This window comes from Arthrobacter sp. 2762 (assembly GCF_040548745.1).
Classification (GTDB): domain Bacteria; phylum Actinomycetota; class Actinomycetes; order Actinomycetales; family Micrococcaceae; genus Arthrobacter.
The window spans coordinates 39,501-60,457 of sequence record NZ_JBEPSI010000014.1 but is presented as its reverse complement, the minus strand read 5'-3'; the positions used below and the strand labels follow the sequence as shown (position 1 = coordinate 60,457).

The window sequence follows — 20,957 nt, the reverse complement described above, 5'->3', positions numbered from 1 at the left end:
GAGATGTGGGATGCGAAGGGGGGGGCGAAGATCAGGCCCCGTAACATCGCCCGTCGAGGGCAAGGAAGGACCATTCCGGAAAGGTCATGCCTTCACAGTAGGGACTGTCATATTTCGGCTTCAATCCCATGGAAACCAAGGTTCACGCAGGGTCACGTGACGTCATATTCGGCGCCAGGCCTTCAAAGTTGCATCGCGTTGTGCGGCACGTGCGTTCATGAAGGGTCACCCGGCGTCATGTTTGCTGCCAGCTCCGCAATGTCCCGCGGCGTCGTGCGGCAGCAGCCACCGATCAGCCGGGCTCCCCGCTCGCGCCAGTCAGCGGCGTTTCCGGCGAGGGTAGTTGTGCCGTGACCACCCGCGGAAGGGCCCCACGTCTTCGTGACGGCGTCGTAGGTCTCCCCCGAGTTCGGGTACGCGACCAACGGTTTGTCGGATACTTCGTTGAGCGTCCCAAGCGCCGACGTCACCAGCTCCAGCGGCACACAGTTGACCCCGACGGCGGCCACCCGCGGCTCCGTACGGAGCAGCGCAGCCAACTCAGCCAGCGGCGTTCCATCACTGATGTGTTCCGCGTCCCGCAGGGTGAACGTGAACCAGGATTCGACGTCGAACTCCGCCACGAGCGCCAACAGCGCCTCCGCTTCGGCGAAGGACGGCAGCGTCTCGCACGCCAGGAAATCCGCACCGGCTTCCACAAGAGCGGCAATGCGTGGTCGGTGGAAATCCATGAATTCTGTGCGACTCAGCGTGTAATCGCCCCGGTATTCGGAGCCGTCAGCAAGATAGGCACCGTATGGACCCACGGACCCTGCCACCAGGAGCGGGCCGCCGGAAGGGTTTGCCTCGGCGTGCTCGCGACGTGCTTCGTCGGCAAGCTGCACGCTCAACGCCACCAGTTCCAAGGCCTCGCGCTCCCCCAGGCCGCGACGCGCGAACCCCTGGGGAGTGGCCTGGTAGCTGGCTGTGATGGCCACGGAGGCACCGGCGTCGAAATAGTCGCGGTGGACCTGCTTGATCAGGTGCGGCTGCTCCAGCAGAACCTTGGCGGACCACAAGGCGTCCTCAAGATCACAGCCATGGGCCTCCAGTTCCGTGGCGAGGGCCCCATCCAGGACGAGGTCCTCGCCGGAGTCCAACAGGGTGCTGAGTGCGGTGTTCTGTGGCATGTAGTGATCTTCCTGCTAATCGCTCAATGAAAAAACCGCAGCTTGTTCGAAATCCCCGCCGTACAAGGCCGGGAATTTCGAACAAGCTGCGGTCTATGTGACTCTTCGACCTTAGATGACGTAACGCTCGTCTTCGTGATCGCCGGGGTGGTCCTTGACCAGGCCGGCGGCAAGGGTGTTGCCGTCGATGGGGTCGATCACCAGGAACGCGCCCGTACGGCGGTGGTGCAGGTAATTCTCCAGCGGCAACGGAGCAGCCAGGCGAAGCTGGGCGTGTCCGATGTCGTTAAGCTCAAGGCTCGAAGCAGGCTCCACGTTGAACGTGGCCAGATCCAGCTTGCCGGTAACGTTGCGGACCAATGCCTGGACCGTGCGCGTACCGTGCTTCACCAGAACCTTCTGGCCTTCGCGCAGGGGCTTGGGCGAGAGCCAGCACAGCGAGGCGTACAGGTCAGCCGTGCTTTCGCGGACCGTTCCTGCGGCAGCGATGGTATCGCCCCGGGCAATATCAATCTCGTCAGCCAAACGAACGGCAACGGACTGCGGAGCAGCCGCTTCCTGAAGTTCCTTGCCAGCGAAGTCGATGCCAGTAATCCGGGTGATACGCGGCTCGTGGCCAGGGCTCAGCACAGTGACTTCGTCGCCAACCTTGACTGAACCCTCGGTGATCTGGCCGGCGTAGGCGCGGTAATCACGGTAGGCCTCGACATCCAGCCCGTCAGCCACAGCATCAGGCGCCAAGGCACCCTGCGGACGGATCACGAGCTGCACCGGGAATCGGAAGCTCTCCAGTTCAGCCTCAAGCTCATCGGCTGCCGGGAGGGTTTCGAGGACCTCAAGCAGTGCAGGACCGTTGTACCAGGGAGTGCGCTCGGAGCGGTCAACCACGTTGTCGCCATCAAGCGCAGAAACCGGAACCACCAGCAGGTCAGCGACGCCGTCGGAACCGAGTCCCAGCTCGCGGGCAACCTTCTGAACATCGGTCTCGATGTCGCGGAACACCTGCTCGCTGAAGTCAACGAGGTCGATCTTGTTCACGGCCACAATGACGTGGGCAACGCGCAGCAACTGCAGCACGGACAGGTGGCGGCGGGTCTGCTCAAGAACACCCTTGCGGGCGTCAATGAGTACGACGACGGCATCCGCAGTGGACGCGCCCGTCACCGTGTTCTTGGTGTACTGAACGTGGCCGGGGCAGTCCGCCAGGATGAAGCTACGGCGATCCGTCGCGAAATAGCGGTACGCCACGTCGATCGTGATGCCCTGCTCGCGCTCGGCACGCAGGCCATCAGTCAGGAGGGCAAGGTCGATCCCACCCTTGTCCCCACCAAAGCCGCGGTCGGCAGACGTGCGGGCAACGGCGTCGAGCGTGTCAGCAAGAATGGCCTTCGAATCGTGAAGGAGGCGGCCCACCAAAGTGGACTTGCCATCATCTACCGAGCCGGCAGTAGCGAAGCGGAACAGGGTTGTGGGCAGGGCTGTTTCCAGCCCGGCAGCCAGTGTATCGATGCTCATTTAGAAGTAGCCGTCCTTCTTGCGGTCTTCCATGGCTGCCTCGGAGATGCGGTCATCTGCTCGGGTGGCGCCACGTTCGGTCAGGGTGGAGGCAGCGACTTCAACTACGACGTCGGCCACGGTGCGGGCATCGGACTCGACGGCACCCGTGCAGGACATGTCGCCCACGGTGCGGTAGCGAACCAGCTTGGTGATGACTTCCTCGTGCGGCAACGGTTCGGAAACCTCGCCTACCGCACGCCACATGCCGTCGCGGGCGAAAACCTCACGCTCGTGGGCGTAGTACAGGCCGGGGAGCTCGATGTTCTCACGCTCGATGTAGCGCCAGATGTCCAACTCGGTCCAGTTGCTGATGGGGAACGCACGGACGTGCTGGCCCACGGTGTGGCGGCCGTTGTACAGGTTCCACAGCTCAGGGCGCTGGTTGCGCGGGTCCCACTGACCGAATTCGTCACGCAGGCTCAAGATGCGCTCCTTGGCGCGGGCCTTGTCCTCGTCACGGCGGCCGCCACCGAAAACGGCGTCGAACTTGTTGCGCTGGATGGCATCAAGCAGCGGAACGGTCTGCAGCGGGTTGCGGGTTCCGTCGGCGCGCTCGGCCAGTTCGCCGCGGTCAATGAACTCCTGCACGGAGCCAACAACCAGCTTCAGGCCAAGACGCTCAACAGTGCGGTCGCGGAAGTCGATGACCTCCGGGAAGTTGTGGCCCGTGTCCACGTGCAGGACCGGGAAAGGAACCTTGCCCGGCCAGAAAGCCTTGGTTGCCAGGTGCAGCATGACCACGGAATCCTTGCCGCCGGAGAACAGCAGCGCAGGCTTCTCGAACTCGGCAACAACCTCGCGGATGATATGAATCGCTTCGGACTCGAGTGTGTCCAAAGACGAAAGGCGAGCCGACCGCTGAGACGAAGCAGCAGATGCCGCCCCGGGAGTGGAGGCAACGCCGAATGCCGCCCCCGCCCCTTCGCCGCGCGGCCGATCTTCGATCAGCCCAGCGCGCGGCTCCGACAGGCCCGATGCCACTCCCTGGGCGGCATCCGGCGTTGCGTTGGTTGTGTAGGTGCTCATGTGTGTAGTCCGCATTCTGTCTTGTCGGATCCTGCCCAGCGGCCGGCACGGGGATCTTCACCCGGGGCCACCTTGCGGGTGCAGGGCTGGCAGCCGATGGACGGGTAGCCCTGGCTCAGGAGTGGGTTGACGGGAAGGATGTTGTCCTCGGAGTACTCGACCAGCTGATCGAAGGTCCAGTCGACCATCGGGTTCACTTTGACCAGGCCGAAGCCCTCGTCCCAGGTGATCACCGGCGTATTGGTGCGGGTGGGTCCTTCGTCGCGTCGGACGCCGGTGAACCACACTTCGTAGCCCGCAAGCGAGCGGCGCAGCGGCTCTACCTTACGCAGTGCGCAGCACTGGGCGGGGTCGCGGGCGAACAGGTCCTTGCCCAGCAAACGGTCCTGCTGTTCCACGGTGTTCTCCGGGAGGACGTCCACCACGTTGACGCGCAGGTTCGCCGCTACTTCGTCGCGGGTCTCGTACGTTTCCTTGAAATGGTAGCCGGTTTCGAGGAACAAAACGTCAACGCCGGGAAGCTGGTCCGCGACCAAGGCCGGCAGTACGGCGTCGGCCATGGAGCAAGCCACGGTTACCGCGGGCAGCTCAAAGTTCCGGGCCACCCAGGCGATGACATCGCGGGCGGGCGCGTTCCAGCCAAGCTCTGCAGCTCCGGCTTCGGCCAGTGCTTTGAGTTCTTCGTGTGAGCGCTTGGTAACAACTGTCACTGGAGGTCTCCTTCATCTGCGGAGAGTGCCCACTCTGCGAAGGTCTGGCCCTCGGCGCCAACGGCGACGAATTTGCGGACCACACGCTCCACGTAGTCAGGCAGGTTTTCGACCGTGACCTTGAGGCCGCGGACAGTACGTCCCAAGCCGGCTTCCTCACGCTCGTTGTTTGCCAGCCCGCCACCGAGGTGGACCTGGAAACCCGGGGTGGGGTCGCCGTCGGGCGTTGGCAGCATCATGCCCTTGAGGCCGATGTCCGCAGTCTGAATGCGGGCGCAGGAGTTGGGGCAGCCGTTGATGTGCAGGGACAGTGCCTGCGGGAGCTGCTTGCTCTCCACGAGGTCGGCCAGGCGGCGTTCCAGTTCAGCGATTGCCGTAGCTGCCGTGACCTTGGTTTCGACGATGGCCAGTTTGCAGAACTCAATGCCGGTGCAGGCGATGGTGCCGCGGCGGAACACGGACGGACGGGCGGAAAGGCCCAGCGTGTCCAGTTCGGCGATGAGCGGCTCAACCTGCTCCTTGGCTACGTCCAGGATGACGAGCTTCTGGTGAGGAGTAGTGCGGAGTCGGTAGCTGCCGTGCTGTTCCAGCGTGTCGGCAAGCTTCACCAGGGACTCACCGGAGGTACGTCCCACGGTGGGGGTCACGCCGATGAAGAACTTGCCGTCCTTCTGCTCGTGGACGCCGATGTGGTCTCCGGGAGCCGTGGGCTTGGGAGCGGCGGGGCCGTCCGGGAGCTTGAAGCCGAGGTATTCGTCTTCCAGGATCTGGCGGAACTTGGCGGGGCCCCAGTCGTTCATCAGGAACTTCAGGCGGGCCTTGGTACGCATACGGCGGTAACCGTAGTCGCGGAAGATGCTGGTGACGCCGAGCCACACTTCAGCAGCGACGTCGGCCGAGACGAACACGCCAAGGCGCTCAGCCAGGCGCGGGTTGGTGGACAAACCCCCGCCAACCCAGAGGTCGTAACCCGCACCGAGCTCGGGGTGGACAACACCCACCAAGGCGAAGTCGTTGATCTCGTGGACCACGTCCTGGGACGGGTGCCCGGTGATCGCAGTCTTGTATTTGCGCGGCAGGTTGGCCAGCTCGGGGTCGCCGATGAAACGCTCGGCAAGCTCGTGGATGAGCGGCGTGGGATCGATGATCTCGTCCTTGGCGATGCCGGCAACCGGCGAACCCAGGATGACACGGGGAACGTCGCCGCAGGCCTCAGTGGTGGACAGGCCGATGGATTCAAGGCGGCGCCAGATCTCCGGCACGTCCTCCACGCGGATCCAGTGCAACTGGATGTTCTGGCGGTCCGTGAGGTCGGCCGAGCCGCGGGCGAAGTCCACGGAGATCTGGCCGATTACGCGCAGCTGCTCGGTGGTCAGCGCACCGCCGTCGATGCGGACGCGAAGCATGAAGTACTTGTCTTCGAGCTCGTGCGGCTCAAGTGTTGCGGTCTTGCCGCCGTCGATCCCGGGCTTGCGCTGGGTGTAAAGACCCCACCAGCGGAAGCGGCCATGGAGATCGGTGCCGTCGATCGAGTCGAAGCCCTCTTTGGAGTAGACAGACTCAATCCGCTCACGGACGTTCAGTCCGTTGTCTTCCTGCTTCCAGGTTTCGTTGGCGTTGAGCGGCGCAGTGCCATCAACCTTCCACTGGCCGTGGGGCTTGGCGGCAGGGCGGGTGCGTGCTGGGCGCGAGGGGACTGCGGAGTCCGCGGGCGCACCCGCTACAGCTGTATCTGTCATACGTCGACTTTAGGTGTGGCCAGTTTTCGTCAGCAAAGGTCCGGAAACGCTAAGTCACCTAGGGAAACATTTCGTCACGAACACGCCAGCGGCCTTGTCCCAAGGGCCGGTATATGCAGGTCCTTTTTGGGCTCCCACCGCGCAAATAAAGGTTAGGACGCCCTTGCCAACACGGCGTCGTAACGCTCCAGTGCTATCTCCGCGAGAACCGGCGACGGCAGCAAGGGAGCCGTAACAATGTCCGCTCCAGCCGTGGCGAGCTGGTCGTGGAAGTAGCCGGTCGCCAGCAGGTACGAGGCGACGAAAACCCTGCCGTTTGCCCCGTCGTCGGCGAGTTCGGCACGCAAGGAGGCGACGCCGTCGGGCACTGTTGGCTGCGCGCTGGCACCATAGGCCACCCGCACCTTGTTCGGCAGCAGTTCTGCGAGGAGTCGCGCCTGCTCCTCAGAGTCCACCGAGCCGTCCGGAAGGGACGAACCCGCGGCAGCCAGCAACACGCCGTCGTTCTCCTTCAGCCCGGCGGCGCGCAAATGAGTGGCAAGCAGCTCGGCCAGACGCGGATCCGGACCCAGCGGCCTCGCGGCCACTACTTCCGCCCGGCTCTTGATCGCCTTGGGAACGTCCACCTTGATGTGGAAGCCGGTACTGAGCAAAAGCGGCACGACGACGGCGGCAGTCCCCTCGGGCAGGCCCTCCACCACGCCGGACAGCTCGGGCTCCTGCACGTCCACGTACGCCTCAAGGACCTGCAGGCCCGGACGCAGGGCTTCGATTTCGGCCATGACACGGCGGATGGCGGCCTGGCCTTCGGCGTTGCGGGTTCCGTGGGCACAGGCGATCAAAACGGGGCTGTTCATGGGAGCTAGCGTAACGTTGAGCCAGCACCTACTGAGAGTCGCAGGCAGAAAGAACCCGTCCACTTGATTTCCATCGACATTGTCCTTCTGTGGCTTGACCTGGTCGGCGTGTTTTTCTTCGCGGTCTCGGGTTCGCTGCTGGCAGCCCGCAAACAATTCGACATCGTGGGTTCTGCGCTCCTCGCGTCCATTGTGTCGCTCGGTGGCGGTGCGATCCGCGACGTCGTCATCAACGCCGGACCCCCTGTTGCTTTCACAAACCCCATCTACTTGATCCCGCCACTGCTCGCTGCGCTGCTGGTCTACTTCCTCTTCTCTTCGGTGCAGCGCTTCACATCCCTCTTAACCCTGTTCGACGCCGGCGGGCTGGCCCTGTTCTGCATTACCGGAACGTTGAAGGCACTCACGTCCGGCATGAACCCCGTGGCTGCGATCCTTTTGGGTGTCACCACCGCAGTGGGCGGCGGCCTGTTGCGCGACATCACCGCCAACGAGATTCCTACCCTTTTTGATGCCCGCGACATCTACGCACTACCCGCGTTTGTGGGAGCCGGATTAACCACCCTGCTCTGGCACCTTGGCCTGTTCAGCGGGCTCACCGCATGCCTGGTGGCCGGCATTGTTTTCGCCTTCCGCGTCACAGCCTGGAGGCGCAGTTGGTACGTTCCCCTGGCCGTCCGCGGATGGCAGCGTGCAGGCACCGGGACGGGCGCAATTTCGGGTGCCCGCGATTAGCTAGGATAAGAGCATGACTGACATGTTCCTCGAGAAGTTCCGCGCGCTGGTCCCAAAGTATCTCGAGGATGAATGGCAGGAAGAAGACGGCCTCACACCAGAGGAATTGGACGAGGCCCTCGCCGATCACTCCTTCACAATCCCGCTGGCTCTGCGCGAGTTCTACCTTGCCCTCGGCGGCTGCGAAGACCTCATGGAGGCGTACCACTACTTCTGGGACCCCGAAGAACTCGAGGTGGACGACGAAGGCTTCCTCATGTTCCTCGAGGACGAAGAGGAACAATTCACTTGGGGCTTCCGCATCGCCGATGTCAGCGTCCCGGACCCCATCGTCTGGCGCCGCAACAACGCCCGCGGCCAGTGGAAGAGCGAAGAGGGCACGTTCTCCGAGTTCGTCTTCGACATGTTCGAGTGGGCGTTCAACGACGAAGACTAGGTTTTTGACTGACAGCCCCTGCGCTCCCCTTCGTGGGTGGTGTGGGGGCTGTTCTGTTTGCTGCTGTTCGTGGTGGGGCTGTGGCTGTGGCGTCCTGACCATGCTTGGCTTGGCTTGAGCCATTTTGCACCCTATTTGGGTTGCATCTGAGCTTCCAGTCCTCCAAAGGAGGTCACGAAGCCACCCCGCCATTGAGGTCTTGCTGTTAAACGGAATGGCCCCGGTCCGCTGCAACGTTACGAGTCATACGCTGCACCGAACCGGGACCACAATCTCCGTTCGCATCAGACCCACCGGAGGCATTTAGTGGATCCGTGAATAGCTTATGACAAGTCTGTCACATACGCAACTTTTTGCGTCAATGATTTTCCAACAAACAAGATCCTATTTACGGACGCGTGGAGTTATCCACATAGCTGCAAAACACGGCACATTCAGGATTCAAAGCACGGCAGCATGACCGAATGAACCTCATCGAATTCCTTCAGTCCCGGCACGGAGCAGCCAGGACCACGGATCTCAAACGGGCCGGTTTTACAGAACGCTCACTGTCCGACGCCACACGATCGGGAGCAATCAAGCGTCTCCAGCGCGGCGTATATGCCACCAACGGAGCAGACCCCGACGTCGTTGCTGCCTTTCGCGCGAACGGCCGCCTACGTGCATCTCAGCTGCGCGGTTCTATGGGTTGTGGACACTTCACGAACCGGAGATCCTGCACCTGGCTTGCGGTAACGGTCTACCCAATCCAGCAGTGGTCAATCACGCAGTAGCCCTTCATCCACGCCACCTATGTCTCCCTGTGGTTGGAGTGGCCGACGCCCTGTTGCACGCCCTTCGATGCCTCCCTGAGTAGGAATCACTAGTCATGGCTCAAAGCGCGATTGCCCTTGCCTTGCTCACGCCGGACTACCTTCGGACGGGACTCCGCGTCCGCATGCACGTGCAGCTGCCCGGGGTTGGGGAAGTCGACTGCCTGATCAACGATTGCCTGGTCATCGATCTCGACGGAGGCACCCACTTGGAAGGTAAACAAGTGAAGAAGGACCACTATCGAAACAACGCCAGCATCCGGGGCGGCCACTTGGTCCTTCGCTACTATTACGCGGACGTCGTTCATAGCCCTGAGCGAATGGTGTCCGAGGTGCTCGCTGTCTTGGCCAACCGGGAAGCCGGCCACTTCGGACCGTCACGCTTGCTCTCCAAGTTGGTGTCGGCGTCGTGAGCTACCGGCCAGCGCGTGGTTTCCTGACCCTCTTTGAAACCAAATCAGCCACCACTCAACCTAAAAAGGGTGCACAACGCCTAGACGGAAACCAAACAAGGTCAGGAACCCACACCGAGAAAGAGGGAGCTAGCTGCTCCGGTCCACCACTGCGTGCGCGAAGTTAGTCAGCGACGCCTTCACAACGCCCTCCGGCAGCGGCGCCAAGGCGGCAACGGCCTCAGCGGACCACTGGCGGGCAATTTTCCAGGATTCTGTGGTCACCGGGTGTTCGCGCAAACCAGCCACAGCATCGGCAAGGGCGGAATCAGACGTCAAGTCGCCGTCCACAAGTTTCAAGAGCGCAGCCGCTGAGGAATCACCTGCGGCAGCGTCGCGGCGCAGCAGCAGCACGGGCAGTGTGGGAACACCTTCGCGGAGGTCGGTGCCCGGGGACTTGCCGGACTTGACCTTCACGCCGGTGACATCGATGACGTCGTCGGCCAGCTGGAAGGCCACGCCAACTTTCTCGCCGTACTCAACCAGGAGGTCCTCGTACGTGGGATCGGCGCCGGCGAAGATCGCGCCAAGTTGGCCGGAGGCTGCGACCAGGGATCCAGTTTTGTCGGCGATGACGGACAGGTAGTGCTCCACAGCGTCTTCGTCCTCGCGAGGGCCAACGGTTTCGTGAAGCTGGCCGAGGCACAGGCGTTCGAAGGTCCGGGCCTGGATGCCAAGTGCACGGGAGCCGAGCTCGGAGACGAGGATGGAGGCGCGGGCAAAGATGAGGTCGCCGGTAAGGATGGCCACGGAGTTGCCCCACACTTCGTGGGCCGTCGGAGCGCCGCGGCGGAATGGTGCCGAGTCCATGACGTCGTCGTGGTACAGGGTTGCGAGGTGCGTTAGTTCAACCACAACTGCAGCCTGGACAACTTCGGGACGGGAAGCATCTCCAAGGTGCGCGCACAGCAGGGTGAGCAGCGGACGGATGCGCTTGCCGCCGGCTTCCACCAGGTGGCGCGACGTCGCGTCAGCCAGGGGATCCGAGTTGGAGATGGCTTCGCGAAGCTTCTTTTCCACGCGGGCGAGGTTGGTGGTGATGGCTGGACCGAGTTCGGCGTCGCCGGCGATGGCGGCAAAACCGGCGGGCAGCTGGAGACCCGTTGCGATCGCGGTGGTGTTGGGGGCAGGCTCAACAGAGTCCGGCAGGCCGTGCCCGGCATGCGTCCAGCTGTGTTCGGCAGAGTTCGTCACGGCTTAACCCTAACTAGTTGTTGCGGAAACCGCGGTGTCGGAGGCTGCCGCCTTAAAGGGACGGACAGAGGAAGTGTTGGACGTGGCCGGGACGAGCATCTCAAGGACGCGGATTACGCGGTCTTCGAAGCCCTTCGCGGACGGATCCGTGAGGTTGGCGAGCATACGCACCACAAAGCGCATCAGCACCGGAATCGGCATACCTGTGCGCAGGGCAAGCTTCATCACGGCCGGCTTCCCGATCAAGGAAGCAAACATTCGACCCAATGTGAAGTGCGATCCCCACTGGTCCCGCACATAGTCCGCGTACCGCGAAAGGTGGGCGTCGGCGTCGTCGGCGGTCCATCCGGCGGAGGCCGAACGTGAAGCAGAGTCAATCAGGAACTCGGCCGCGAACCGGGCCGACTCCATGGCGTAGGAGATGCCCTCGCCGTTGAACGGTGACACCATGCCGCCGGCGTCGCCCAGCAGGAGCAGCCCGGGCGAGTAGTGCGGGGTGCGGTTGAAGCCCATGGGCAGAGCGGCGCCGCGGATCTCCCCCACCTGATTCTCCGGGGTAAAGCCCCAATCAGACGGCATTCCAGCGGTCCATTCGCGCAGGACTTGTTTGTAGTCCAGCTTGCCGAATTCCTTGGAAGAGTTCAGTATTCCAAGGCCGACGTTGGACGTTCCGTCGCCGACGCCAAACACCCAGCCGTAGCCGGGCAGGGGTTTGCCGGACTTGCCGGGGAGCTCCAGCCAGCCTTCCATCCAGTCGTCTTCGTGCCTGGGAGATGTGAAGTACGTGCGAACGGCGACACCTAGTGGGCGATCGTCACGCTTGTGCATACCCAGCGACACGGCTGTTCTCGTGGAGTTACCGTCCGCAGCCAGTACGACGTCGGCATGGAAGTCGCGCGTTTCGCCGGTCTTACGTCCGGAGTCGTCAAGGATGGCCGCCCGCGCGCCGATGACTCGGCCGTCGTCGGACTGCAGGGCGGACGTGACGCTGTGTCGTTCAAGCACGACGGCGCCCGCGGCCTGTGCGTGACGGGCCAACTCTTCGTCGAATCCCAGCCGGGTCCGAATCAGTCCGTAGGTGGGAAAGTCTGAAACCTCGGGCCAAGGCAGCTCGATGGTACGGCCGCCTGCAATGAGTCGAAGACCCTTGTTTCGGCGCCAGCCCTCGGACTCGGCATGCGGCAATCCGAGCTTCTGGATTTCACGTACCGCGCGCGGGGTCAGACCGTCTCCGCAAACTTTTTCGCGGGGAAAGGAGGTCTTTTCCAGGACTGTGACATCAATGCCGGCCTGGGCGAGGTAATACGCGGCGGTGGACCCGGCGGGTCCCGCGCCAACAATCAGTACTTTCACGTCGTCCTAAATAAGTGGCACGTCAGGTGGGCTGGCTGCCGGACCGGCGCGGTTTGATCTGGCGGCGAAGCTTGGCCACGGGCACGCTTTCGCGGTGCTCGGCCGGCTTCTGCGCGCGGTGTACGGCAACGATGCCGCCGCTGAGGTTGCGGTAGGTGATGTCAGTCCAGCCAGCGTCGCTGAGCCACTGGGCAAGGTGGTCCTGGTCCGGCCAGGCGCGGATCGACTCTGCCAGGTAGACGTAGGCATCCGGGTTGGAGGAGACCTTGGTGGCGATGGCCGGGAGGGCGCGCATCAGGTATTCGGTGTAGAGGTTGCGCCACAGCGGCACCACGGGGTGCGAGAATTCCGCGATGACCAGCCGGCCGCCGGGCTTGGTGACACGCAGCATTTCCTCGAGTGCCTTGCGCGGTTCAACAACGTTCCGCAGGCCGAAGGAAATGGTGGAAGCGTCAAAGCTGTTGTCCGCGAACGGCAGGTTGGTGGCATCTCCGGCGATGAAGTCGATGTCCGGGCGGCGGCGTTTGCCCACTTTGAGCATGCCTAAAGAGAAGTCGCAGGCCACGACATCCACGCCGGCATCGGCGTACGGTTCGCTTGAGGTGCCCGTTCCAGCGGCGAGGTCCAGGACCTTCTGGCCCACCTTCACATCCATGGCATCGACCACGATGCGGCGCCACCGACGCGTCTGCCCCATGGAGAGGACGTCATTCACGACGTCGTATTTGGGGGCGACATCGTCAAACATCGTCGCAACTTCGTCCGGACGCTTTTCCAAGGATGCTCGGTTCACCCTGCAATTGTCTCAGACATTCAGCTGACTTTGCTGCGCTGTAGAACTCGGCTCAGGTTCTGGCGGCACGCGGGAGTACTGTTGTTCCATCATGACGAGCACGCTCCGTACCTTGACAGTCCCCCTCGATGTCGAATCATCCTCCGGGGGGCTGCCGTCGTTTCTGGTCCGGGACGACGTCCTCTGCTGGTCACGCCGCGAAGCCGGTCTGGTGGGGTACGGCGAGCTGACACGGTTCAACGCCTCGGGCCCTGAGCGCTTCCTTGAGGCTGATATCTGGTGGCGGCACCTCATTCTTGAGGCCGAAATCACCGACCACGTGGAGATTCCAGGCACTGGCCCGGTTGCGTTTGGCTCATTCGCTTTTTCCAAGATGTCCCCCCACGTTTCCCGGCTGATCGTCCCTGAGATGGTGGTCGGCATCCGCGATGGCCGCGCTTGGGCCACCCAACTGACTTTCGACGACGCCGAGCTCACCGAGGCGGGCGTCCTCGCCGCCCTGGACCGCTGGCTGACCAGCACCGACCCATATGAAGCCGATGGTGAGGCCATCGCGGCAGGAGGGTCCGACGTCGGGCTGTCACCTGACGCTTTTTCGCCCAACGGTGCGGCTGGTTACCTCAGCCGGGGGTCGTTGAGCGAAACGGATTGGATGCAGGCCGTCTCCAACGGCGTGGCGGAAATCCGCACCGGCAAGCTGGAGAAACTTGTCCTGGCGCGCGACGTCGTAGCCAACCTTCCTGCCGGCGTGAACGCTGCGGAGGTGCTTCGCCAGCTGGCGGCACGGTACAGGGAATGCTGGACGTATGGCGTTGACGGTCTGGTGGGTGCGACACCGGAAATGCTGATTCAGGTGGAGGGTCGCACGGCTCAGGCCCGTGTGCTGGCCGGTACGTTGGATCGCCGCGACGCCGAAGGTGTGGACGGATCCCCCATGGCCTACGCCGAGCGGGTTCTGGCGGGATCTGAAAAGCAGCGCCACGAGCATGAGATAGCGATCGATTCGCTGACCCGCCAGCTGGCGCCGTTTTCCGAGGCGATGAACTCCCACAGCGAGCCCTTCATTCTGGAACTGCCCAACGTGTGGCATCTGGCCTCGGACGTCAAGGCTGAGCTGGCTGATATTGAAGGTCATGTGCCCACGTGCTTGGCCCTGATCAATGCGCTGCATCCAACCGCGGCAGTGTGCGGAACGCCTACTTTGGTGGCCGGCGCGCTGATCCGAAAACTGGAGCACCTGGACCGTGGCCCCTACGCCGGGCCGGTGGGTTGGCTTGATGCTGCCGGCAATGGCGAATGGGGCATTGCTCTGCGCGGCGCGGTCATCGAGGACGCCAACACGGTACGGCTTTACGCGGGATGCGGGATCGTGGAAGGTTCACAGCCGGAGGCTGAGCTTGCCGAGACATGGGCCAAATTCCGGCCAATGCTCGAGGCCCTGGGGATCCAGCGCTGAATCTGGGATCTCAGACTGGGACTCGCGGGTGGCACTTGCATATTCGCTAAACTAGTTATCTGATAGTGAAACTAAGTTTCCTGTGATGCACATCTCACGTTGGGCGCTACACTAAAACCGACTCAGCTCAGCATCCACTGCAACAAAAGGTAAAAAACATGCAGATCTCCCGTTCGGTTCTGTCCGGCACCAAGATGGCCGCCGTGCTCGCAGCAGGCGCCCTGGCCCTGACCGCCTGCGGTGGCGCCTCCACCCCGGCTGCCTCGAGTGGCTCAGGCCCCAAGCTCATCAATGCCGGCAAGCTCACTGTGTGCTCGGATGTCCCCTACGAGCCCTTCGAGTTCCAGAAGGACGGCAAGATCGTCGGCTTCGATATGGACATCGCCAACGAAGTGGCCAAGGACCTCAAGGCCGAACTCAACGTGGTGGACAGCTCCTTCGAAGCCATCGAGACCGGCACGGCACTGACTGGTTGCGACGTCTCCATCTCCTCAATCTCCATCACGGACACCCGCAAGAACGTCATGGACTTCTCCAACCCGTACCTTGACGACGACCTCACCCTCGTGGCCACCTCGTCTTCCGGCATCAGCAACCTCGATGGCGCCAAGGGCAAGAAGGTGGGCGTCCAGCAGGCCACCACTGGCGCCCAGTACGCCAAGGACAAGGGAATCGACGCCCAGCAGTTCGAAGACTCCGGCCTCCTGGTCCAGGCCCTCAAGGCGGGCACCATTGACGCGGCAGTAGGCAACCAGTCCGTCCTCGGCTATGCCATCAAGGACGACTCCAAGCTCAAGCGCGTCGAAGACTACGCAACGGGCGAAAAGCTCGGCATCTCCATCAAGAAGGGCAACACCGCCATGGCGGACGCCGTCAATGCGACGCTCAAGCGTCTCACTGATGACGGCTCCATGAAGAAGTTCGAGACGACCTGGTTCGGCGAAGCCACCAAGAAGTAGTCCGAGCCCCGGCTCCCCAGAATCACGCAGGCGGGCCCCGCAACGATCTGTTTAGGCAGTCCGTTCGGGGCCCCACCTGCGCAACACGAATGTGAGAACACCATGGCAATGACTGCACGTCAACGAGCCAAAGTCAGTCTGTACGTCCAGGCCGGGATCTTCGTTGTGGCCGTGGCCGCAGTAATCCTCGCCGTGGATTGGAAGACCGTTGGAAACAGCGTCTTCAACTTCGCCAAAATTGGCCCGATGTTCCCGGATATCTTCCTCATCGGCCTCAAGAACACCCTCATCTACACGGCGCTTGCCTTCGTTGTGGGCCTCTCCGGTGGTCTGCTGCTCGCCCTGATGAAGCTCTCCTCTTTCCCGCTGTACCGCTGGCTCGCTACCGGATACATCGAGTTCTTCCGCGGCGTCCCCGCCCTGCTGGTGTTCATCGCCTTTGGCTACGGCGTGCCCTTGGCCTTCGGCGTTCAGTGGGACGTCAACATTGTGGTCATGGTCTCCCTCGGTATGGTGGCCTCCGCGTACATCGCCGAAACCCTGCGCGCCGGCCTCCAAGCTGTTCCCAAGGGACAGATGGAAGCCGCCCGCTCCCTTGGCATGCCGCACTGGCGCGCGATGGTTTCCATCGTCATTCCGCAGGCGTTCAAGATCGTCCTGCCGCCGTTGACCAACGAGATCATCCTGCTCACCAAGGACTCCTCGCTGATCTACGTCCTGGGCCTCACCGCGTCCCAGTATGAGCTGACCAAGTTTGGCCGCGACGGCATCTCCAGCCTCGGCGCCGGGCTGACCCCGTTGCTCGTGGCGGGTGCCTTCTACCTGGTCATCACCATCCCCTTGAGCCTCCTGGCACGGAAGTTCGAAAGCCGCTCCGCGCGGACGAAGCGATAGGCAGGACAGTCATGAATAACTCCACTGGGAGCACCGCAGCCGTTCGCGCCGCAGGCGTGGACATCAAGGACCTCCGCAAGTCCTACGGCAACAATGAGGTTCTCAAAGGAATCTCGCTGACCGTTGAACCGGGCCAGGTCGTGTGCCTGATCGGGCCCTCGGGTTCCGGAAAGTCCACCCTCCTGCGCTGCGTGAACCTCCTTGAACACCCGAATGCGGGCACCATCAACGTAGGCAAGTTCGAGGCAACCGATCCCGACGTCGACCTCAACCGCATGCGTCAGAGCGTTGGCATGGTGTTCCAGCACTTCAACCTGTTCCCGCACCTGAGCGTGCTGGACAACTGCACCATCTCGCAGATGAAGGTCCTCAAGCGGTCCAGGTCCGAAGCCGCCGACGTAGCACGCCGAAACCTCGAACGTGTTGGCCTTGGACACCTGTCCGATCGTTTTCCGGACCAACTCTCCGGTGGCCAGCAGCAGCGCGTAGCCATTGCACGCGCGCTGTCCATGGATCCGCAGCTGATGCTCTTCGACGAGCCAACGTCCGCCCTTGACCCGGAGACGGTGGGTGATGTCCTGGCCGTCATGCGCAAACTGGCCCAGGAAGGCATGACCATGCTGGTGGTCACCCACGAGATGGGCTTTGCCCGCGAAGTGGCCGACCGTGTGGTCTTCATGGATGCCGGCGTCGTCGTGGAAGAGGGCCCGGCGGAACACGTCATCAGCGCCCCCACCCAGGCACGAACCAAGGAATTCCTGCGTCGCGTCCTGGACCCGACGCACATCGACGTCGTGGAGGACTGACGCTTCGCTGCCGCGCAAATTCGCTGGCGCCGCGCAAACGGGAGGGCGACACCTATATGTGGGTGTCGCCCTCCCGTTTCTGTGTCGCCTCGGAATAGGCGTGTCATGTAGATGCCCGACGACTCTTGGTTTGAAGTTGTCGCCTAAGTCCCTGAGGTTGCTGGGGAACCAGGCCGCACTCAGCCATAAAACTCGGTTCCCCGGCTATGCCCGTCTCGAAATATCAGCGTTTGAGGCATATCAGTTATGAGACACGAGGATCCGGAGCGTGACTGGATCTGAGCAGAGGAATGGCTGCCTTCTAGTGCGCTCCTCGCTCGAGATCTGCTAATTCTGATTCCAACTGCTGGGTCAGGTTCCGCAAGCGCCGGATGTGCTCTTGCGAGACGCGTCCAGGCTGGGTTGTGACTTGCGCATCGACGTCGAAGACCGTGTTGGGGCTGTGCCAGACGTTGAACCATTCGAGGCCGTGGCCGAGAGCGTCGCGAGTAACTCCCTGGAGCAGGAGCAGTGGTTCGCGTGTATTGATGTTCAACCTTCGGGCCAGGTCAGAATCCGATGAGACTGCCTGTACTTGGCGGGGGCCGCCGGCGGGGTGGTATCCGTGGTCGCGCATCAGGCTCAGCAGCGACGCGTTTTCGAGCAGTTCGGCCGTGAAGTGCGGGAAGAAGTCTCGCGGGACCCAGGTTCGCATAAATGCTACGGGAAGGTCATCGAGGTAGCGGACTCGCTCGATTTTCCAGGTATTGGTGGTGTTGAGGGCGTCGATGCCCGATTGGGGTGGTTCGGAGGGTTCCAGGCTGATGACATGGGTGCGGAGGCGCTGGCCGTGCGCCGCGGCTTGTTCGTCCAGGCCGCCTGCGCGCTGCACGTGGCGTCGGAGCACGGGTGTCGAGGCTACGACGCTGCCCCGGCCGCGTTGACGCCGGATCAGTCCAAGGTCAGAAAGTCCGGACAAAGCTTGGCGCACCACGCTGCGGGAGACCCCGAACTGCCTTTGCAGCTCTTCTTCGGTGGGCAATGAAGATCCTGGGGACAGTGCCATGCCCACGATCTGACGGTGAAGGATATCCCGGATTTGAGCGTGGAGAGGACCGCCGCTGTCCCGGTTCAGTGGGCTGATGCGTCCCACCGGCTCCGCCGCTGCTTCTGCCGATTCCAAACTCACATTGACTCCTTTGCCGCTGTCCAATCTTAGCCCTGAAGCCTCGGTCCGCGATGGGGACCATACAACAACCGGCCTTGACGTGATGCACACCACCTATTATTGTACGTATCAAAGGTACGTACAACTTCGATCAACGGAATCACCGAAGATGCCGTAAAAGCGAAGTCCGAGTCACCTGCTTGAGCCCGCACTGGAGCGAGAGCGAAGTGAAAGTACCTGCAGGTGACATCGGATACGTAAGTTTCAAATCCCCCGAAATGGAGAGTCCATGCGCGACCCGCGCTCGGTGCGTTGCACCTACTACCTTGAGTCCGAGATTGACCCGGAGAAGGCGGCTGCCATCATGGCTGGCGAACAGTCCAGCGGCACCTTCCTCCCCGTGCCGGGCGAGTCCGCACGGATCCGGGAGCGACACGCAGCGCGGATCTCGGCTGTTCAGGAAATTGGCTTCTGCCGCCCTTCGCTGCCATCCCGGGCAAACCCGGAAAAGGTCCGCGCTGCCGTGGTTACCGTTGACTTCCCGATGGAGAATGTCGGCACGGACCTGGCCACTTTGCAGACAGCCATCGCAGGCAACCTCTTCGAGCTGGGCGATCTTTACGCATGCAGGCTTCAGGACATTCGGCTGCCTGAAGACTTCGTTGCCGCCCACCCCGGGCCGGCCTTCGGTATCGAGGGCACGCGCAAGCTCATCAGCGATGTCCAGGGCGTCATGGTTGGCACCATCGTCAAGCCCAACGTAGGACTTTCCGAAGATGAATTCCGGCTCGTGGTCCGTGATCTGGCCATGGCCTCCATCGACCTGATCAAGGACGATGAGCTCATGACCGATCCGGCGTACCTTCCGTTGGAACGCCGGATCGCCGTCGCCACGGAAGAGATCCGCGCCGCCGAACAGCTCACAGGCCACGCCACTATGTATGCGTTCAACATCACCGGTGACCTCGCCGGGCTGCAAAAGCGCCACGACCTGGTCGTTGAAGCCGGCGGCCGCTGCGTGATGCTGAACATTCCAGTGATGGGAATGCCTGCACTGGCGCTGTTGCGAAGCTTCGCCGAGGTTCCCATCCACGGCCACCGGGCCGGCCTGGCAGCTTCCATGAGGTCCAAAGCCCTGGGCATGGATTACCGGGTATGGCAGCAGATGGCCCGTCTGGCCGGCGCAGACCACCTTCACGCAAGCGGGCTGGGCAGCAAGTTCTATGAGCTCGATGAAGAGGTCGCCTCCAACATCCGCTGCCTGCTCGAACCTCTCGGACAGACCATTGCACCGCTTCCTGTGTTGTCCTCAGGTCAGAACGTCACCACCCCTGGCCCGACATTCGAGGCAGTTGGTTCGACAGACCTGATGATGCTCGCCGGCGGCGGCGTCGCAGCGCACCCGGACGGACCGGGAGCCGGAGTGCGGAGCCTCCGCCAGGCATGGGAAGCAGCCGTGGACGGCGTGCCGCTGCAAAACGCAGCGGATCAACTCGCACACACCGGGGACGCCGCTCTCCTGCACGCAGTCCAGACATTCGGGAAAGGTGCCTGAGATGACCGCTTTCGGTTTCGTCGCCGATGACCTCACCGGAGCCGCCGATGTCCTCGCCCAAGCCCACCGCTACGGGCTCGAAGCTGCGCTTGTCATCGGGGACGCACCGCTGCCGACCGACACCGACGTCGTCGGGTTCGCCGGTCCGGCACGTTCGCTGTCCGGCGCTGCGTTCGACAACCTGGTCAGCCGTGACCTCGCAGGCATCGCGGCACTGAACTTGGAAGTGCTGCTCTACAAGGTTTGCTCCACTTTCGACAGCTCGCCTACCATCGGCAGCATCGGCCGCGGGATCCAGCTGCTCCACGAACAGTTCCCGCTGCACGGACCCGTCGCCGTCGTCCCTGCCCAGCCCGCTTTTGGCCGGTACACCGCGTTCAGCAATCACTACGCAACCTACGCAGGGAAGATCTACCGTCTGGATCGTCACCCGGTCATGTCCCGTCATCCCTCAACGCCCATGTCCGAAGCGGACCTAAGAAAGATCCTGGCCCAACAACTCGGGGGTCCCGAAACCCCTGAAGCTATCCATCTTCCCGCTTACGAAGACGGCGCCTTCAAAGACGCCTGGGCGGACCGGAGACGGGAACCCGGCGCGCAGGCCTTCGTGGTCGACGCCGTGGACGAACACCACATGGACACCGTCGCAGAAGCCCTCACCCGGGAAGAACACGGCCACGGTCCCTCGATCGTCGTCGGATCCGGCGGGATCATGGCGGCCCTGGCAAGGTCGATCTCAGACCAAGTCCCACGCACCCCCGGCCCGCAAAAACCCTCGGGACCTGTACTGGCGGTCAGCGCCTCGGCCTCCAGCACCACAGCCGAGCAGATCAACGATGCGATCTCGAACGGCTGGGTGGACGTCCCGGTTCCTGGCGAACTGTTGCAGCGCAATGACCCGGCGGCCGTGGCAGCCCTCGATGAACGCGTTTCAGCCGCCCTGCGGTCAGGACGAAACGTCGTCGTTCACACCACCCGCGGCGCGGCAGACCCCCGCTACGGTACAAGCACACCAGTAGACGCCGGATACGTCGGCACCCTGATAGGTGGCATCGCCGCCAGGATGGCCACCGCAGGGCTCACCCGGGACATCGCCGTCTGCGGTGGCGATACTTCCAGTCACGCACTGATCGCCATGGGCGTCCGCCAACTCCGGGTGTCGGACCAGTTCGTCACAGCAGGCCCAATCCTGAAAGCCGACGACGCCTCCGCCGTCGCAGGGTGCCGGCTCCTGCTCAAAGGCGGACAGGTCGGCCCGACCGACATCCTGCGCCGCTTCGCCGGCCAACTCCCCGGCTGACCCACAA

General features: G+C 62.9%; 20 protein-coding genes. 10 read left to right on the top strand and 10 right to left on the bottom strand.

Going from position 1 to position 20,957, the window contains the following annotated elements:
• Positions 1-215 precede the first annotated feature (215 nt).
• The 6 genes from mmuM to ABIE18_RS20535 form a co-directional block, all read right to left on the bottom strand.
• Positions 216-1,169, bottom strand: coding sequence for a homocysteine S-methyltransferase (gene mmuM, locus ABIE18_RS20560; RefSeq protein WP_499724378.1), 954 nt, complete (start codon positions 1,167-1,169; stop codon positions 216-218).
• Positions 1,170-1,280: 111 nt separating this feature from the next.
• Positions 1,281-2,684, bottom strand: a complete 1,404-nt coding sequence (locus ABIE18_RS20555; RefSeq protein ID WP_499724377.1) for a sulfate adenylyltransferase subunit 1 — start codon at positions 2,682-2,684, stop codon at positions 1,281-1,283.
• The gene (gene cysD / locus ABIE18_RS20550) at positions 2,685-3,752 is read right to left on the bottom strand and encodes a sulfate adenylyltransferase subunit CysD (RefSeq protein WP_499724376.1); all 1,068 of its coding nucleotides are present in this window, start codon (positions 3,750-3,752) and stop codon (positions 2,685-2,687) included.
• Complete coding sequence (locus tag ABIE18_RS20545; protein WP_498687019.1) at positions 3,749-4,462, bottom strand: adenylyl/phosphoadenylyl-sulfate reductase; 714 nt, start codon at positions 4,460-4,462, stop codon at positions 3,749-3,751. The genes cysD and ABIE18_RS20545 overlap by 4 nt, the downstream gene beginning before the upstream one ends.
• Positions 4,459-6,201, bottom strand: a complete 1,743-nt coding sequence (locus ABIE18_RS20540; RefSeq protein WP_477514692.1) for a nitrite/sulfite reductase — start codon at positions 6,199-6,201, stop codon at positions 4,459-4,461. The genes ABIE18_RS20545 and ABIE18_RS20540 overlap by 4 nt, the downstream gene beginning before the upstream one ends.
• 152 nt (positions 6,202-6,353) lie before the next feature.
• The gene (locus ABIE18_RS20535) at positions 6,354-7,121 is read right to left on the bottom strand and encodes a sirohydrochlorin chelatase (RefSeq protein WP_499724375.1); all 768 of its coding nucleotides are present in this window, start codon (positions 7,119-7,121) and stop codon (positions 6,354-6,356) included.
• Between ABIE18_RS20535 and ABIE18_RS20530 the strand changes: the two genes are divergently transcribed.
• The 4 genes from ABIE18_RS20530 (at position 7,122) to ABIE18_RS20515 (ending at position 9,454) form a co-directional block, all read left to right on the top strand.
• Positions 7,122-7,793 carry a trimeric intracellular cation channel family protein gene (locus ABIE18_RS20530; RefSeq protein WP_499724374.1) on the top strand — a complete coding sequence of 224 codons (672 nt, stop codon included), beginning with the start codon at positions 7,122-7,124 and terminating at the stop codon, positions 7,791-7,793.
• A 13-nt stretch (positions 7,794-7,806) separates the two neighbouring features.
• Positions 7,807-8,229 (top strand): hypothetical protein, encoded by a 423-nt coding sequence (locus ABIE18_RS20525; protein WP_499724373.1) that lies wholly within the window; start codon positions 7,807-7,809, stop codon positions 8,227-8,229.
• A gap of 464 nt (positions 8,230-8,693) precedes the next feature.
• The gene (locus ABIE18_RS20520; protein ID WP_499724372.1) at positions 8,694-9,002 is read left to right on the top strand and encodes a type IV toxin-antitoxin system AbiEi family antitoxin domain-containing protein; all 309 of its coding nucleotides are present in this window, start codon (positions 8,694-8,696) and stop codon (positions 9,000-9,002) included.
• Positions 9,003-9,097: 95 nt separating this feature from the next.
• Positions 9,098-9,454, top strand: a complete 357-nt coding sequence (locus ABIE18_RS20515; protein ID WP_499724371.1) for an endonuclease domain-containing protein — start codon at positions 9,098-9,100, stop codon at positions 9,452-9,454.
• 129 nt (positions 9,455-9,583) lie between these two features.
• On the opposite strand, the gene ABIE18_RS20510 is transcribed toward ABIE18_RS20515, so the two are convergent.
• The 3 genes from ABIE18_RS20510 to ABIE18_RS20500 are packed head-to-tail and all read right to left on the bottom strand — an operon-like array spanning position 9,584 to position 12,833.
• A complete protein-coding gene (locus ABIE18_RS20510; RefSeq protein ID WP_499724370.1) occupies positions 9,584-10,687 on the bottom strand; it encodes a polyprenyl synthetase family protein in 1,104 nt (367 codons plus the stop codon).
• Positions 10,688-10,696: 9 nt separating this feature from the next.
• On the bottom strand, positions 10,697-12,040 hold the full coding sequence (locus ABIE18_RS20505; protein WP_499724369.1) for a geranylgeranyl reductase family protein: 1,344 nt from the start codon (positions 12,038-12,040) through the stop codon (positions 10,697-10,699).
• A 22-nt stretch (positions 12,041-12,062) separates the two neighbouring features.
• The gene (locus ABIE18_RS20500) at positions 12,063-12,833 is read right to left on the bottom strand and encodes a demethylmenaquinone methyltransferase (RefSeq protein ID WP_224088477.1); all 771 of its coding nucleotides are present in this window, start codon (positions 12,831-12,833) and stop codon (positions 12,063-12,065) included.
• Between the two features lie 91 nt (positions 12,834-12,924).
• Between ABIE18_RS20500 and ABIE18_RS20495 the strand changes: the two genes are divergently transcribed.
• From ABIE18_RS20495 to ABIE18_RS20480, 4 genes are all read left to right on the top strand, one after another.
• Positions 12,925-14,289, top strand: a complete 1,365-nt coding sequence (locus ABIE18_RS20495; protein WP_499724368.1) for an isochorismate synthase — start codon at positions 12,925-12,927, stop codon at positions 14,287-14,289.
• Positions 14,290-14,447: 158 nt separating this feature from the next.
• Entirely contained in the window at positions 14,448-15,248 is an 801-nt protein-coding gene (locus ABIE18_RS20490; RefSeq protein WP_499724367.1) for an ABC transporter substrate-binding protein, read from the top strand.
• 102 nt (positions 15,249-15,350) lie between these two features.
• Complete coding sequence (locus ABIE18_RS20485; protein WP_223934202.1) at positions 15,351-16,142, top strand: amino acid ABC transporter permease; 792 nt, start codon at positions 15,351-15,353, stop codon at positions 16,140-16,142.
• 11 nt (positions 16,143-16,153) lie between these two features.
• Positions 16,154-16,948, top strand: a complete 795-nt coding sequence (locus ABIE18_RS20480; protein ID WP_499724366.1) for an amino acid ABC transporter ATP-binding protein — start codon at positions 16,154-16,156, stop codon at positions 16,946-16,948.
• Positions 16,949-17,249: 301 nt separating this feature from the next.
• On the opposite strand, the gene ABIE18_RS20475 is transcribed toward ABIE18_RS20480, so the two are convergent.
• A complete protein-coding gene (locus tag ABIE18_RS20475; protein WP_499724365.1) occupies positions 17,250-18,116 on the bottom strand; it encodes a GntR family transcriptional regulator in 867 nt (288 codons plus the stop codon).
• 268 nt (positions 18,117-18,384) lie between these two features.
• Here ABIE18_RS20475 and ABIE18_RS20470 point away from each other — a divergent pair, with 268 nt between their 5' ends.
• Both ABIE18_RS20470 and ABIE18_RS20465 read left to right on the top strand, forming a co-directional pair.
• Positions 18,385-19,650: a RuBisCO large subunit C-terminal-like domain-containing protein gene (locus ABIE18_RS20470; protein ID WP_499724364.1), complete on the top strand. Its 1,266-nt coding sequence runs from the start codon at positions 18,385-18,387 to the stop codon at positions 19,648-19,650.
• A 1-nt stretch (position 19,651) separates the two neighbouring features.
• Positions 19,652-20,950: a four-carbon acid sugar kinase family protein gene (locus ABIE18_RS20465; protein ID WP_499724363.1), complete on the top strand. Its 1,299-nt coding sequence runs from the start codon at positions 19,652-19,654 to the stop codon at positions 20,948-20,950.
• The last annotated feature ends 7 nt before the right edge of the window (positions 20,951-20,957 follow it).